This is a genomic window from uncultured Odoribacter sp., assembly GCF_937966165.1.
GTDB lineage: Bacteria > Bacteroidota > Bacteroidia > Bacteroidales > Marinifilaceae > Culturomica.
Map to the genome: position 1 here is coordinate 105,053 of NZ_CALCLB010000010.1, position 16,348 is coordinate 121,400.

Annotated in this window: 14 protein-coding genes; 9 read left to right on the forward strand and 5 right to left on the reverse strand. The window is 39.6% G+C overall.

All coding sequences use genetic code 11. The features are described 5' to 3' along the window. Positions 1–104: 104 nt before the first annotated feature. Positions 105–1,412: a ribosome biogenesis GTPase Der gene (der, locus tag Q0465_RS03490; protein WP_298612851.1), complete on the reverse strand. Its 1,308-nt coding sequence runs from the start codon at positions 1,410–1,412 to the stop codon at positions 105–107. Positions 1,413–1,475: 63 nt separating this feature from the next. Further along, entirely contained in the window at positions 1,476–2,357 is an 882-nt protein-coding gene (gene era / locus Q0465_RS03495; protein WP_298612854.1) for a GTPase Era, read from the reverse strand. Positions 2,358–2,679: 322 nt separating this feature from the next. Between era and Q0465_RS03500 the strand changes: the two genes are divergently transcribed. Beyond that, the gene (locus Q0465_RS03500; protein WP_298612857.1) at positions 2,680–3,087 is read left to right on the forward strand and encodes a hypothetical protein; all 408 of its coding nucleotides are present in this window, start codon (positions 2,680–2,682) and stop codon (positions 3,085–3,087) included. Between the two features lie 346 nt (positions 3,088–3,433). Beyond that, positions 3,434–3,856 (forward strand): hypothetical protein, encoded by a 423-nt coding sequence (locus Q0465_RS03505; protein WP_298612860.1) that lies wholly within the window; start codon positions 3,434–3,436, stop codon positions 3,854–3,856. Between the two features lie 112 nt (positions 3,857–3,968). Here the strand turns inward: Q0465_RS03505 and Q0465_RS03510 are convergent, their stop codons facing one another. Then, positions 3,969–4,511, reverse strand: coding sequence for a GNAT family protein (locus Q0465_RS03510; RefSeq protein WP_298612863.1), 543 nt, complete (start codon positions 4,509–4,511; stop codon positions 3,969–3,971). A 232-nt stretch (positions 4,512–4,743) separates the two neighbouring features. On the opposite strand from Q0465_RS03510, the gene miaA reads away from it, so the two are divergent. Continuing rightward, on the forward strand, positions 4,744–5,688 hold the full coding sequence (gene miaA, locus Q0465_RS03515; RefSeq protein WP_298612865.1) for a tRNA (adenosine(37)-N6)-dimethylallyltransferase MiaA: 945 nt from the start codon (positions 4,744–4,746) through the stop codon (positions 5,686–5,688). A 1-nt stretch (position 5,689) separates the two neighbouring features. Here the strand turns inward: miaA and Q0465_RS03520 are convergent, their stop codons facing one another. Both Q0465_RS03520 and xerD read right to left on the reverse strand, forming a co-directional pair. Beyond that, positions 5,690–6,184 (reverse strand): HEAT repeat domain-containing protein, encoded by a 495-nt coding sequence (locus Q0465_RS03520; RefSeq protein ID WP_298612868.1) that lies wholly within the window; start codon positions 6,182–6,184, stop codon positions 5,690–5,692. Positions 6,185–6,245: 61 nt separating this feature from the next. Further along, positions 6,246–7,196 carry a site-specific tyrosine recombinase XerD gene (gene xerD, locus Q0465_RS03525; RefSeq protein ID WP_298612871.1) on the reverse strand — a complete coding sequence of 317 codons (951 nt, stop codon included), beginning with the start codon at positions 7,194–7,196 and terminating at the stop codon, positions 6,246–6,248. 446 nt (positions 7,197–7,642) lie between these two features. Here xerD and aroQ point away from each other — a divergent pair, with 446 nt between their 5' ends. The 6 genes from aroQ (at position 7,643) to Q0465_RS03555 (ending at position 16,331) form a co-directional block, all read left to right on the forward strand. Further along, positions 7,643–8,083, forward strand: coding sequence for a type II 3-dehydroquinate dehydratase (gene aroQ / locus Q0465_RS03530; protein WP_298612874.1), 441 nt, complete (start codon positions 7,643–7,645; stop codon positions 8,081–8,083). A gap of 117 nt (positions 8,084–8,200) precedes the next feature. Continuing rightward, the gene (gene pyk, locus Q0465_RS03535) at positions 8,201–9,601 is read left to right on the forward strand and encodes a pyruvate kinase (protein ID WP_298612876.1); all 1,401 of its coding nucleotides are present in this window, start codon (positions 8,201–8,203) and stop codon (positions 9,599–9,601) included. Between the two features lie 289 nt (positions 9,602–9,890). Then, positions 9,891–13,070 (forward strand): TIM-barrel domain-containing protein, encoded by a 3,180-nt coding sequence (locus Q0465_RS03540; RefSeq protein WP_298612879.1) that lies wholly within the window; start codon positions 9,891–9,893, stop codon positions 13,068–13,070. Between the two features lie 125 nt (positions 13,071–13,195). Further along, positions 13,196–13,792, forward strand: a complete 597-nt coding sequence (locus Q0465_RS03545; RefSeq protein WP_298612881.1) for a porin family protein — start codon at positions 13,196–13,198, stop codon at positions 13,790–13,792. A gap of 466 nt (positions 13,793–14,258) precedes the next feature. Next, complete coding sequence (locus Q0465_RS03550; protein WP_298612884.1) at positions 14,259–14,855, forward strand: porin family protein; 597 nt, start codon at positions 14,259–14,261, stop codon at positions 14,853–14,855. 168 nt (positions 14,856–15,023) lie between these two features. After that, entirely contained in the window at positions 15,024–16,331 is a 1,308-nt protein-coding gene (locus tag Q0465_RS03555) for an alpha-L-fucosidase (RefSeq protein WP_298612887.1), read from the forward strand. The last annotated feature ends 17 nt before the right edge of the window (positions 16,332–16,348 follow it).

Genomic DNA, 16,348 nt, shown 5'->3' on the forward strand with positions numbered 1-16,348 from the left:
CCGTCGGGTTTCTCCCGGAACAGTGTTCCGTTACCCTTTTGCTGTTTCTGCAGTTAATCCTTCCGATGAGATCGGGATACGCTCCGGTCCTTTTTCTCTTCTTTCTATTTTTTACGCATAAAAATTTGTATGGGTACTCCTGTAAAATCCCAGTTTTCCCGGATTTTGTTTTCCAGAAAACGTTTATAAGTTTCTTTGACGTATTGCGGAAGATTACAATAAAAAGCAAACGAAGGAGCGTGAGTGGGAAGCTGTGTCACATATTTGATTTTTACAGACTTCCCTTTGACCATAGGAGGCGGATAGTTTTCAATAGCTTCCAGCATTACCCGGTTGAGTTCCGAGGTTTTCAGTTTCTGGGTACGGTTTTCGTATACTTTCAAGGTTGCTTCCAGCGCTTTTAATAACCTTTGTTTCGTAAGGGCAGAGGTGAAAATAATGTCGACATCCCGGAAGGGAGCGATTTTTTCTCTGATTTCTTTTTCAAAGAGGAGGGTTGTTTTATTGTCTTTTTCAATTAAATCCCATTTGTTGACCAGGATTACTATCCCTTTCCGGTTACGTTCAATCAGGTGAAAAATATTCAGGTCCTGAGCTTCCATGCCGCGGGTCGCATCGATTAAAAGCATACATACGTCTGAATCTTCTATCGCCCGGATAGAACGCATGACAGAATAGAATTCCACATCTTCGTTGACTTTCGTTTTCTTGCGGAGGCCGGCTGTATCTACCAGTAAAAAATCGTGTCCGAAACGGTTATAACGGGTATACAGGGAATCCCGGGTAGTTCCGGCAATTTCCGTCACGATATTCCGGTCTTCTTCTATCAGGGCATTGATCGTAGAAGATTTTCCGACATTCGGGCGTCCCACTATAGTAATACGGGGCAGATGGTCGGTATTTTCAATGGTGTCTTTCTGGAAATGAGAAGTAATTTTGTCCAGCAATTCTCCTGTCCCGAATCCGTTGACAGAAGAGATACAAAACAAATCACCAGGGATACCTAAGCGGTAGAATTCGCTTGCTTCGTAAATCCGTTCGCTGGTATCTACTTTATTGGCAACCAAATAAATCGGCTTGTCGATATTCCGGAGTAATTTTGCGAAATTCTGGTCCAGATCGGTCAGTCCGATTTCTGTATCTACCATAAACAGGATTACATCCGCTTCCTCTATTGCCAGCAACACTTGCTTGTTGATTTCTTCTTCAAATATGTCGTCGCTGTTGGATACATATCCGCCCGTATCGATAACAGAAAATTCTTTCCCGTTCCATTCGGACTTTCCGTAATTCCGGTCCCTGGTCACTCCGCTTTCTTCGTTAACGATAGCTTTACGACTGCCGATCAGACGATTGAAGAGTGTGGATTTCCCGACATTCGGGCGTCCTACTATTGCTACTATATTACTCATGAATTATCATTTTAAAATCTGAAAAGCTACTTGATTTCCTTATTTTTCCGGAAGGAAATCGCTTTATTGTACATATCCGAAATTTTTCAAATCTTTGTCTTTGTTACGCCAGTCTTTTTGAACTTTGACATAAAGGTTTAAGAAAACGCTTTTCCCGAAGAATTTTTCAATGTCAAGACGGGCTTCCGTTCCGACTTTTTTCAAGGCGCTTCCCTGATGCCCGATGATAATTCCTTTTTGAGAGTCGCGTTCTACATAAATAACAGCCATAATATGAATCCGTTTGGCTTCTTCTTTGAATTCTTCTACAGCTACTTCAACTGAATAAGGAATTTCCCTTTCGTAATTCAATAATATTTTTTCCCGGATAATTTCATTGACAAAAAACCGGGCCGGTAAATCCGTCAATTCATCTTTCGGAAAAAAGGGTTCTCCTTCCGGCAGTAGTTCAATAATTCTTTCGTAAAGATGATCTATGTTGAAATTTTCAGTGGCTGAAACCGGAAAAATTTCCGCTTGTGGAAGCAAGGATTTCCATTTATCGAAAAGCTCTTCCAGTTTTTCCTGAGTCGTCAGATCGATTTTATTGATAACAAGTAAAATCGGAATATTCGTTTGTTTAACCTGTTCAATAAAGTCGCTATTTTTTAGCATATCTTCCACTACATCTGTGACATAGAGGATGATATCCGCATCCGTTAAAGCCGACTTTGAAAATTCCAGCATGCATTCCTGCATTTTGTAACTGGGCTTTACGACCCCTGGCGTATCCGAAAATACAATCTGGAAATTTTCATCATTTACAATACCTTTGATCCGGTGACGGGTTGTCTGGGATTTGGAAGTAATAATGGAAAGTTTTTCCCCTACTAACCGATTCATTAAAGTTGACTTTCCGACATTCGGATTTCCGATGATATTGACAAATCCTGCTTTGTGATTCATATTTTTACCTTTTTGGACGACAAAGATAGCTATTTTTTTACATAACGCTAAACGTAAATCTGTTTTAAGTTTTGAATTTATTGAAAGTGAAAATGTTTGTACCGTTAAACATTTGTACATTTTCACATTTCCTGTCCGAACGTTTAAACTTTCGAACAAATCATTAAATTTACTGATTTACCGAACTTTTCCATGAATACGAACGTTACTAAAAAAGTTTTTAAATCTTATTTTCGGTCTGTTTCAGGTAAAACTGGAATAAAATCCGGATAATAGAGGAGAGTGAAAGATTTGAAGTATAAACAGACTAAACCAGACTAAAATGAAAAAAATTGTATTTTTAAGTTGTATCTTTTTTGCGTTTTCCTGGATGACAGTGCAGGCACAGAAGCATGACAGAAGGATGTCTGCACCGGAGAGAGCAAATTGGATGATTGAAAAGATGCAGGAAAACATGAACCTGACAGCACAGCAACAACAGGAACTGAGAAGTGTTTTTGAAGTTTCCTTTACGAAAATGCATTCTATCCGTCAAAATGGTAAAGGGGATAGAGAGGCGACCCGGGAAGCCCTGAGAAAAAATCATGAAGATATGCAGGCAGCAGTCCAGAAAGTATTGACTCCTGAACAATATAAACAGTATCTGACCATGCAACAACAGTGTAAAAATTATAAGGGAGAGGGTTCGAAAAGGCATGGAAATCATATGAGACACCGTGACAGAAATTAATAGAGCTTTCCGGTAAACGTTTTATTTTATCCCGGTTTATTTATTGAGTGTCAGGAAAAGGTGCTGGTTTGTCCGGACCTTCCCCTATTTCTGAATGCTGAAAAAGTAAACCGGGTTATTTATTCCCTTTTGTTTTCTGTATGCCGACTGTGTGGATCTGTTAACTCCTGATTTTATAATAACAATAAACTTCTGTCTGTTTTTTTTGTCTTAAAAATAGCAGTAAGTCTTCCGGCTTATTTGCGGATTTTGTAACCGTTTTCAATAAAGTCGGTTATGCTCCGGAAAGAGATCATTGATGGGGATCGGTTGGTTAACTCCGGAATTATTATTAAATATAAAAGATATGAAAAAAGGAGTACTGTTTTTTATTATTTGTTTCGCAATGGCGGCTTGTCACTCTAATTCCAGCCGTTCTGCTGCAGACGAACATTTTTCTCTGGAACAGCAAGCGGATAAGATGTTGGAACGGATGAATGAAGAATTAAAATTAACCGTTCAGCAACAGAAAGAAGTGAAAGCTTGGCTGATTACTTCTCAGCAAAAACGGAAAAAAATACTGGAAGAAAAAAAAGGAGAACGGAAAAATATGCGGGAAATTGTACGTAAACACCGGGAGGAAATGACGGAGCAATTAAAGAAAATACTGACGGAAGAACAATACCGTCAATATGAAAGGTACGAGAAAGAACACCGGACCAGGCACCGGCATCCGGAAAGAATACCGGATCAATCTCCTGAACACAGGTCCCACGGTTTCCTCGACTGAGTTATTATTTTCGTATTTCTTTTACAAAGGCGATTACGATACTGAACTATAGAATTAATTTTAATCGGTTATTTATCAGAATAACCCGTTAAATTTTCGTTTGCTTTGTCCTTTAAGCTTCCTCTTGGTCCCAGTCGGAAGCTAATAATTGAAAATAGATGACATCTTCCCATTCCCTGCCTCTTTTTAACCATTCTTTCCGGTAACCGGTTTGTGTAAATCCAAGGCTTTCGAAAAGTTTCAGACTGGCAATATTACAGCTTGGTACACTGCTATATACTTGGTGAAGGCCCAATGTTTCGAAACAATAATCCAGTACGAGTTTAATGGCACTTTGGGCATATCCCTGACGGCGGTTTTCGGTGTTGTGAATCATAATTCCCAGTCCCGCCCGCTGATGATAAGGGTCAAAGTCGTAGATATCAATTAACCCCAAGGGTTTATTATCTTCTCTGCTGGCAATCATCAGACGTAACTGTTTCGTTTCGTATATATCCCGGTGAGCATTTTCGATGTATTTTTTCAAAGCAAAATGTGAAAAGGGTGTAAGGGTATCACTTACATCCCAAAGATCCATATTGTTTTCCCATTTGTAGAGATATTCTAAATCTTCGGGTTCAAGGGCCCGGATCAGGATGTTTTCATCGTTTATCATAAAGTGTTGTATTTAGGTCGTTTATATTTCAGTTTTATTTTTGGTCCTTTTGTCGGGGACTTGTACCGGGCTCCCTGTATAGGGATCAGAAAAATTTCCTATTTTGCAAATATAAATGTTTTAGGTGGATAAAAGTGATTATTGATTATTTTTGTTTTCCGGTATCTAAATGAGGGTTTAGAGATATTTTGATTTATTTTGTAGATAAAAAGACACCTATAAATAAATCGTTATGTGGTACGAAAAGAAAGAAAAAATGTTTAACCTTTTGTGTATAATAGGACCTACCGCCAGTGGTAAAACAACTTTAGCTGTACGGATGGCTGCTCAATTGGGCGGAGAGATTATCAGTGCGGATTCCCGCCAGGTATACAGGGGGATGGATTTGGGAACGGGAAAAGACCTGCAGGAATATTGTTTTGAAGGGCGGCAGATTCCTTACCATTTGATTGACATTGTAGACGCGGGATCAAAATATAACCTATTTGAATATCAGAAAGATTTTATAAAAATCTGGAATGCTTTGGAAAAAAGACAGGTTTTCCCGGTATTATGCGGGGGAAGCGGTTTATATGTAGAAGCTGTATTAAAAGCCTATAGGCTTTTGGCTGTACCGGTGAATGAAGAATTGAGGAAGAAATTAGAGGATAAAAGTCTGACAGAATTAACAGCGATTTTGTCGAATTATAAAAAGTTGCATAATACTACGGATATAGATACTGTAAAGCGGGCGTTGAGAGCTATAGAAATAGAAGAATATTATCAGACTCACCCACAGACGGAAGAAACTTATCCTGAAATCAGGCCCTTGATTGTGGGCGTTGATGTGAGCCGGGAAGTCCGGCGTGAAAAGATTACCCGGCGCTTACACGAAAGATTGTCCGGTGGTATGGTAAAAGAGGTGGAAAAATTGCTGGATAGGGGTATATCTCCTGAAGATTTGATCTATTACGGGTTAGAATATAAATACATTACTTTATATCTAACAGGACAATATACTTATGACGAAATGGTTGAAAAATTGAATATAGCTATTCATCAGTTTGCCAAACGGCAAATGACTTGGTTCCGGAAAATGGAGAGGGAGGGTTTTTCTATACATTGGTTGGAGGCCGATTTAACTTTAACAGAAAAAGTCAAAAAGATTCAGGAGTTATTGGAAATAGGAACGGATTGATTCAGGCTTTGCTTAAAGCGTGTAAAACATTATCGATTAAAAATTGCTTCTCTTCTCCTGTATGAGCATTTTTCAACAGATGTGTGATAGATGCACATGTTTCCGGTGCCGGAAGGAACATATTTTCCAGTATTGTGGCAGCTTCCAGGGCAACGATGAAATCTTCCGAAAGAAGCATTCCGGCAAACATTTCGGCATATTCTGAAAAATCAAGGGCGGATTCCCAGCAAATACGTAAGAGAAGGGATTTAGGCAAAGCATCCGGAGTCGTTTTGATCCGTTCAATCAACAGATCTTTAAAATGATTATCCTTTATATCCGACAAAAGGCTTATCACTTCAGATGTAATTGCATGATCCTGTCCCGAACACAATAAATTCAGTACAGCAGGGATGATAGATAAATCTCCTTCTGTTTTGATTATTTCAATGGCTTCTTTCCGGGAGTCCGGATCTTCACTGCTCAGCCTTTTCAGAACATCGTCTTTGTTTTCCATCTTTTTTTATTTGAGGTATGCGAAGATAAAAAAAAGAGCGTTTTAAACGCTCTTTTGTGAATTATTTTTTCTTTTTATTTTTTTCTTCTTCTTCTTTTGAAATTTCTTCTTTCATAATCCGGGGATGGTATTTATTAATTGTATCCCGGAGGTAGTGATTATCCAGATGGGTATAAATTTCAGTTGTCAGAATAGATTCATGTCCTAACATATCCTGTACAGCTCTCAGGTCTGCTCCTCCGTTTACCAGGTGTGATGCAAAAGAATGCCGGAATGTATGCGGAGATACCGATTTTTTAATCCCGGCCCTTTCTGAAAGATGTTTGATGATATTGAATACCATTACCCTGGATAATGCTGTCCCGCGTTTATTCAGGAACAGAATATCTTCATACCCTTTTTGGATATCCAAATAGTCCCGGTATCCTTTCATATATAATTTGATTTCCTGTTTTGCATTTTTGCTTAACGGAATCATTCTTTCTTTATTTCCTTTCCCTTCGATTTTAATCGTTCCCATGCGGAAATTGATATTGGAAATTTTGACACCGATTAATTCAGATACTCTTAATCCGCAAGAATATAAGGTTTCAATAATAGCTTTATTTCTTTGACCTTCCGGTTTATACATCTCAACAGCATTCAAAATAGAATCAATTTCTTCTACTGTAAGTATACTCGGAAGCTTGCGTCCGATTTTAGGAGCTTCCAACATTTTGGTAGGATTGCTGGTTAAAATTCCATCATATACTAAAAATTTGAAAAAAGAACGGATACTGGAAATACTCCTGGCCTGTGTGCGGTTTGTTACTCCCAAATCATTTACAAAAAGCAAATAACCTTTTAATATATCGTAGGTTACTTGTTCTACTTCTTTAACCTCATGCCCTTCTTCGCAAAATTTAGCCAATTTACGTACATCATTTAAATACGCTTCAACCGAATTGGAGGAAAGTGATTTTTCCAAAATAAGAAAAGTCTTGTAGTTTTCAATAGCGTTATCCCAAGTCATTTTGTTTTTTATTTTAATCCATACTAAATTAACACCCAAGTATATAATATAAACACCTTAACCTTCTCTGTTAAAAGAGACTGGTTAGAATCAAGCGGTAAATATAGATATTTTTTTTATATTCTATGTTATTGTTTTTATAAATTACCATTACAAAGTAAAATAATAATAGCATAAAATGCAAGATATTTCTTTTCATAATATGTTAATTATATCCAAAATTGAAGTATACTGGTTTTTGTGTATTAAAATTGAATGAAAATAATGAAATATATGAGTAAATGCCGTAATTCCAGAGCCGGATTAAATTCCAGGAAAGGGAATATATTTTACAAAAATATCTCCTGTTATTAAAATAAAAAGTCAGATGATAAAATCATTTTTTTGAAAGTTAAAACGGGAAAAATAACTAAATTTGTAAAATAACTTTGAGCAAAGGAATGCGTATGAAAATATTGATTTTAAATGGCCCTAATTTGAATTTATTAGGGGTACGGGAACCGGATGTATATGGAAAAATGTCTTTTGATACCTATCTGAAAGAACTTCAGAAAAAGTATCCGGAGGAGACAATTGCCTATTACCAATCGAACAGTGAAGGAGCGTTGATTGATAAGATTCACGAAGTGGGATTTGAATACGACGGCATTATTTTTAATGCCGGAGGATATACTCATACTTCAGTAGCTATTGCAGATGCTGTTGCGGCGGTAAAGGCAAAAGTGATAGAAGTGCATATTTCCAATGTGGCGAAACGGGAAAGTTTCCGGCATACTTCTTTTTTATCCTCTGTTTGTTGGGGAAGTATAGCCGGATTTGGACTGCATTCCTACGAATTAGCTTTGCAGGCTCTACAGCTTCGGAAGAAAAATGAATCGGATAAATAAAAGAAATGCGGATTTCTTATACCTGCCAGCAGGCAGTACGTTTAAGGTAAAATAGAGTTATACGAAGTTTTGTCAGTTTTTATTTCCTGATAAGTATCAAAAGAAAATGATAAATATATGAAAAGGACAAAAATTGTAGCTACGATTTCAGATAAAAGATGTGATATCGATTTTCTGCGGGATTTGTATGAAGCAGGGATGGATGTTGTACGTTTGAATACGGCTCATCAGACGCTGGATGATGCCATGAAGGTAATCCGGAATGTCAGGGCAGTATCGGACAAAATACCTCTTTTGATAGATACCAAAGGGCCGGAGGTGCGGACAAAACAGGTGGCTGTACCTATAGAGGTGGAAAAAGGAGAAGTAATTTATATTACCGGAAAAGAGGAGTTAACCCTGGATCAGAAACTGGTACATGTATCCTATGAGAATTTTGCTCAGGATATTAAAATCGGAGATAAGATTTTGGTCGATGACGGGGATATGGAATTTATCGTTCAGGACAAATACGAGGATCGTTTGGAGGTAGTAGCAACGAATCCCGGTTTTATCAAGGACAAAAAAAGTGTCAATGTCCCGGGAGCCTCGATGAAATTGCAGTCTTTAAGTGAAAAAGACCGCGCATTTATCGAATTCGCTATCGAGAATCATCTCGATTTTATTGCTCATTCTTTTGTCCGGAATAAAGAAGATGTCATTGGTATTCAGGAAATTCTGGACCAGCACAACAGCGATATTAAAATTATTGCAAAAATTGAAAACCAGGAAGGTGTAGATAATATCGATGAAATCCTGGATCATGTATATGGGGTAATGGTGGCCCGGGGGGATTTAGCTATTGAGATAGATGCAGAAAAGATACCAAAGATTCAGCGGTGTATTGTAACGAAATGCATTGAGAGCAAGAAACCGGTTATTATCGCTACCCAAATGCTGCATACGATGATTGAACATCCCCGTCCAACGCGGGCAGAGGTGAGCGACATCGCAAATGCTATTTTTATGGGTACAGACGCTATTATGTTGAGCGGTGAGACCGCCTACGGAAATTATCCCTTGGAAGCGGTGGAAGTGATGACAAAAGTAGCAGAAGCCAACGAATCGACAACTCCCCCCGATTCCGGAAGAAGTCTGGTCCGGATCAATAATGAAGTGACAGCAGCACTTGCGCGTGTAGCTGTGAAGACGACGACAATGTTACCAATAAAAGCGATTTTTGTAGATACCTTGAGCGGACGTACAGCCCGTTATTTATCTGCTTTCCGGGGAGAACTGCCCGTGTATGCCCGTTGTTATAATCCTAAAGTGATGCGGGAACTGGCCCTTTCTTTCGGAATACGTCCTTACTATACTGCTAAACCTACCTCCCGGGATGAATTTATTCAGGCTATACCCGATGTATTGTTAAAAGCCGGATATCAGGAAGACGATTATATTCTGGTGATTGGCGGTAGTTTCGGGTATGTGAGGGGTGCCTCTTTTATGGAAATTTGTAAGATCAGTGATATAAAGTAAGAAAGGAGAATCCGGGATAGTCTGTTTGGAATGAATGTTTCCTGACGGAAGTGGATTAATGCTTTGCTGATTACGAGCGTTAACCTACCTCCCTGGCATACCATTTCTTTCCGACAGATTATTCCGGATATTTTATTTCAGGAGTGCAAAAAATAAGGAATCTTTTTTACTTTTTATTGTAAAATTTTTTATAAAGTTCATATTTTGTTCGAGAATGTGAAGAAAAATAAGTAAGTTTACCCTGAAAAAGGAATAAATTTCATCATTATAATTTTCTAAAATTCAGCGCATGATAAAGTTTTTATTATTAGTGTTTTTTATCGGGATGAGTACGTGGCTCAGTGCCCAGCAAAAGAGTTTTTGGAAAGAGGATTTTTCTTCGGGAAAGTTGCCTGAAGGGTGGATAATTGTGGATTCGACAGGAGCGGAAGGGCATACTTACGAGTGGTTAATCACAGATCAGCCTTATCCGGGTTCTTTTCAGTTTAACCAGCAGGCCCCTCCGATTGCTTCCGGAAGCCGGGGATATCATATGCAATACCGGGCAGGAGTATTTACAGGGGAAGAAGTGACAAAGTGGAACCAACGGAAAGAATATCCTTCCGGCTATTTTCAGACTCCGGCGATTAACTGTGAAGGAAAGGACGATGTTGTATTGAAGTTTCAGCACGCTTTCCGTTGGAACAATTGGTTTACCGCTAAGAATAAAGGATTATGGGTAGGAGTGAGTAAGGACGGGAAGACCTGGAAAGAATACGATGTATTAAAGGATCGTCCGGCAGCGACGAATATGCATGAACCGATTCAGGAGGAGATTGATATATCGGAGATCGCAGCCAATCAGCCTGCCGTATACCTTCGTTTTTTCTGGAAAGGAATGTTTTCCTGGTATTGGATGGTAGATGATATCGAATTGTCGGAGCCTTATGCCAATGATGTGGCTGTTATCGGTTTGGAATCCCACCGGCCGGAGGGAAATGAATTTACGGCTCACGATACCTTGAAAATTAAAATTAAGAATGTAGGAGCTTTACCGGTTCGGGAGAATTTTGAGGTTTGGGCCGGTCTAGGGGATGGACGTCAATTAAAAGCGGTGGTGGATGCACAGGGGAAACCTATGGAAAAACAGGAGGAGCGGATGGTCGTTTTCCCTCCGGTAGATTTGTCACGGCAAGGCTCTCATAAAATTCAGTTTGAAACAAAATACGGGAAAGATGAGAAGAAGGGCAATGATATGCTGAATGTGCGTTTGTATGCTGCTAAAATGAGCCTTGGGGAAGTAACGGGATTTAAAAAATTGAATAAATCTGAGTTTGAATTTGCTTCCGGATATTCGAAAGTAAAACTGATATTCTACCGGAACGATATTTTCCGGATATGGCTGGCTCAGGATGGGGAGTATACGAATCCGGCGGGGGATGCAATAGTTGTGGATTACGGAATAAAAAATCCTTCCGTTTCTGTCAGTGAAAATAGCCGTTATTACCGTTTTACTACTCCGGCTTGTGTCGTTCGGGTTTACAAAAAACCTTTGCGGTTTGCCCTTTATGATAAAGGGGATAAAAAAATGATATTTGAAGAGAGAGAGCCTCTTTCTTTCGGGGCAAAGACTTCTCAGACATTGAGGAGGGGAGGGAAGGAGCATTTTTATGGAGGAGGAATGCAGCAAGGACGTTTTTCTCATGGAGGAAAAGATTTGGATATATCGATAACGGGTTGGCATGAAGGCCAGGTTTCTAATCCGGTGCCGTTTTATATGTCTTCAAACGGATATGGAGTGTTCCGTAACACCTTTGCTCCGGGAAAATATTGCTTTAGCGGGATGGAGCAGCTGGCAGCAGAAGACGGGATGAAAGTAGAGTATTCAAGTATTCTTTCTCACGATGAGAACCGGTTTGATGCTTTTTATTTTTATGGACCGACTCTGAAAAATATCCTGAATGATTATACGGATATTACCGGTAAGCCTTTTATGCCTGCTCTCTGGATGTTGACAATGGGAGATGCCGATTGCTACAATAAACCGGAACAACGGGTGGGCTGGAAGCAACAGACACCGGACGTAATACAACAGGTTGCAGAAAAATATATTGAACATGACATGCCAAGGGGATGGATATTACCCAATGACGGTTACGGATGTGGTTATGTGAAGCTGGACTCTGTAGTGCAGGAATTGAAGAAACGGGGTTTTTATACCGGCTTGTGGACGGAGAACGGAGTGGATAAGATCGCTTATGAAGTTGGAAAATGTGGAACCCGTATTTGTAAGTTAGATGTAGCTTGGGTCGGACCGGGTTATGAATTTGCTTTAAATGGGACCAAGGCAGCTTATGAGGGAATAGAGCAGAATTCTGATGAACGGGGGTTTGTGTGGTCGGTATGTGGATGGGCAGGTACCCAGCGTTATTCTACCGTATGGAGTGGGGACCAGTCAGGCAATTTTGATTATATCCGCTATCATATTCCGACAATAACCGGAGCGGGATTATCAGCCTATAATGCTGCGACCAGTGATGTAGACGGAATATTCGGAGGTTCTGCCTTTACATATACCCGGGATCTGCAATGGAAAGTATTTACTCCGATTATTATGACTATGAGCGGATGGGCTCCTGTAGATAAGCAACCCTGGCTTTACGGACATCCTTATGAGGAGATTAACCGGGAGTATCTGAGGTTAAAAATGCGCTTGATGCCTTATGCCTATACATATTGCCACGAAGCCCATACAAGCGGTGTCCCTATGGTCAGGGCTATGGTATTGGAATTCCCGGAAGACGAAGTGACTTATGATACACTTACTCAATATCAGTTTATGAGCGGGGAATGGATGTTAGTGGCTCCGGTGTATAAAAGGGGGGATTGGAGGGGAACTTGTGAACGGGAAGATATTTATTTCCCTCAAGGTACTTGGTATGATTACTGGACCGGCGAAAAGTATGAAGGTGGAAAATGGATGAAAAAGTATAAGGCTGCTCTGGATATCTGCCCGGTATTTATCCGTCAGGGAGCGATTATTCCGATGTATCCTCAGATGAATTATGTATGGGAAAAACCTGCGGATGTATTGACTTTGGATTTATATCCTTATGGGGATAGCGCTTTTGACATGTATGAAGACGATGGGTTAAGCAGGGATTACCGGAAAGGAGAGTTTGCCAAAACCCTTATTTCCATGTCTGCACCTAAAGATAAAAAAGGGACTATTACCGTACATATCGGAAAAGCCCGCGGAGACTACAAAGGCCGGCTAAAAGAAAGGGCTTATGAACTGAACGTACATGCGGGAGAACCCCCTTTGCAAGTTTCTTTGAACGGTACAGCTTTAAAAAATATCACGGACGCTGACTTTAAAGCAGGAAAGAGGGGTTGGTATTTTGATCCGGAACAGAAGAAAGGAACTTTAAAAGTTCGTACACTTCCGGTATCTACGGATGAAGATCATTGGTTTGAGTTGACTTATTAAGTTTTCATAACATTTTATAGTATAAAATACGGGTATCTGAGCGGATACCCGTTTTTTATGCCCTCCATATTTCGTGAATGTTTCATAACTTTGTCTTATTATTAACGAACTAAACTAGAACTAAAATGAAAAAATTATTATTAGCATTCATTGCGGGTATTGCCCTGTTGGGTAGTGCAAAGGCTCAGACAGAATACACGATCGGGCCTAAAGTAGGTTTAAATGTGAGTAATATATCTCATTCACACGGAAACAGCAAAGCCAGTATCAATGTCGGCGTTTTTGGAGAAGCCCGTTTTACCGATCTCATCGGTTTACAAGTCGAAGTTTTGTATTCCCGCCAGGGGTGGAGAGACAAGGTAGATATCGACGGAATCAGAGAGAAAGTAAATTACCGGGTGAATTATCTGAATATACCTGTTTTAGCCCGTTTGTATGTATTGGATCGTTTGAGTGTGGATTTAGGTCCTCAGTTGGGAATAGGTTTGAATGCCAAATCTAAATACAAACATTCAGGAACAACTGTAAAAGATAAGATGCATGATCTGAACTCCATAGAAGCTAGCTTCGTTTTGGGGTTGTCTTATGATCTGTTCGACCGGTTTTTGGTATCTGCCCGGTACAATCTGGGATTGAGCAACGCTTTTGACAAGGATACTTTTGGAAAAAGCAATAAAAACAATGTATTCCAATTTTCAGTGGGTTATAAGTTTAATTGGTAATTCTTTTGTTTTTTATAAATCAGAGACCGTTCATTTTTTGACGGTCTCTTTTTTTATCTTACAGACTGCGGGGATAGAGTGTATAAGTGTTTAAATGTTCCAAAAGCTCTTAGCTATAGGTAAATGTTATCTTTGGAATCCGTTTTACATTTCAGTGCAGGATAAAATTCAGGTTTTTACTTATTTTTAATCAGGACCGAAGGTTCGTGAATCCGTGAGTTGTCAGACGAACCTTCATCCGGCACAAAGTGCCATTATTCCATCTTTCCTCATTCAACCGCTCTGACTTTTAAATACCTGCACATTTTAAACATTTAAACACCTGTATATTTAAGCTTATTTTATTTCAGGTATTAAAAGGATAGTGAAGAGGAAAGGCTGAGTCTCTTATCGCGGCACGATTTTTGTTATTTTTATGAAATATTTTTTAACTTTGTTCTAGAATAATAACCAAAAAGAGTGTGATATGAAAAGAATTTTATTGTTAGTTGTCGCTGTGGCATTTTTCGGAAGTGTAAAAGCTCAGTCTGATTTAAATTTTGGTCCTAAAGTGGGGTTAAACGTAACCAATCTCACTAATTATTTTGATATGAACAATAAGGCGAGCATTCATATCGGAGGTTTTGCTAATGTGAAATTTACTGACTTTGTCGGGATGCAGATTGAATTGTTGTATTCCCGGCAAGGAGCAAGAGATAAATATGATTATGAGGGTTCTAAAGTAAAGGAAATGATAAGGGTAAATTATTTGAATATACCCGTTTTAGCCCGTTTAAATGTCTGGGATAGATTAAATGTAGAAGTAGGGCCTCAATTGGAATTTGCTTTAAATGCAAAAGATGTGTTGAAAGTCGGAGATGCAACGACTAAAGTAAAATTGCATAATCTCAATACTGTGGGATTGAGTCTGGCTGTCGGTGCTTCTTATGAACTGGATATGGGGATAATGTTCTCTGCCCGTTATAATATCGGATTGACAAATGTTTTTGATAAGGATGTTATTGGAAAGTCTAATAAAAATCATGTATTCCAGCTTTCTGTAGGTTATAAACTGAATTTTTAAGGAAAGAATAAAACGGGATTCAAAAAATGTTTTTTGAAATATCCGAAAAATACTTTGTGGGAAGGGGCTGGTACCGGAAGCCGTAAGAATATCAGGCGGAAAAATCGGTTGGCAGAAATCAGGAACAAGTGTTTTTCGGGTATTTTTTACTTTTAAATAAAAAATACCATGAAATATTATTTATTTATGCTGTATCTGCTGTGTACCTGGATAGGGGTAAACGGACAGGAGGCAGCGGTTTATGTTCCATCAGCCGAGAATCTGAAAAACCGGGAGGAATTCCGGGATGCCCGTTTCGGAATGTTTATCCATTGGGGGATCTATAGTATGCTGGGAAGCGGAGAGTGGGTATTGGAACAGAAAGGTCTGAATGAGAAAGAATACCAAAAATTGGCGGCCGGTTTTTATCCTTCTAAGTTCAACGCCGAAGAATGGGTAGCGGTTGCTCAAAAGGCGGGCATGAAATACATTTGCATTACTTCCCGGCATCACGACGGTTTTTCGATGTTTGCCACCCGGCAGTCGGACTATAATATTGTTGATGCCACACCTTTCGGACGCGATGTGATAAAAGAGTTGGCAGAGGCTTGCAAAAAAGCCGGAATAAAATTGTTTTTTTATTATTCCCATTTGGACTGGCATCATCCCGACTATTTCCCTTTAGGACGGACCGGACATAAAACCGGAAGGAAAGCGGAAGGAAATTGGGAAAATTATCTGAAATTTACAGATGCCCAGCTGACGGAATTGCTGACGAATTACGGAACTGTCGGCGGAATATGGTTTGACGGTTGGTGGGATAAAAAAGATGCTCCCTGGCGGTTAGAAGAACAGTACGCATTGATTCACCGTTTGCAACCGGCCTGTCTGATCGGGAATAATCATCATCAGGCGCCGAAGGCGGGAGAAGATTTTCAAATGTTCGAACGCGATTTGCCTGGACAGAATACTGCCGGCTATTCCGGAGAATCTGAAATCGGAACTTTACCTTTGGAAACTTGTGAGACCATGAACAGGACCTGGGGATATAATCTACAGGACCACAACTTTAAATCCACAGAAGATCTAATTCGTTACCTGGTGAAAGCGGCCGGGAATAACAGTAATCTTTTGCTGAATGTAGGGCCCCGTCCGAATGGGGAAATCCCCGAAGAATCTGTGAAACGCTTGCAGGAGATGGGGGAATGGCTGAAGATATACGGGAATACAATATACGGGACCCGGGCCGGAATTATTGCTCCGCATCATTGGGGAGTGACGACCCAGAAAGGGAATGTTCTGTATGTACATCTGCTGGATGTACAGGATACAGTTCTATATCTTCCTTTGAAAGGCGTAAAAGTAAAGAAGGCCAGTGTTTATCAAAATGGAAACCCTGTCGGTTTCCGTCAGGACAAGGAGGGAGTAACTTTAAAATTAGGGAAGATCCCTACCGATGTCGATTATGTGATAGAAATAATATTGCAGGAGAGATAATTAAACACATCTGTCCG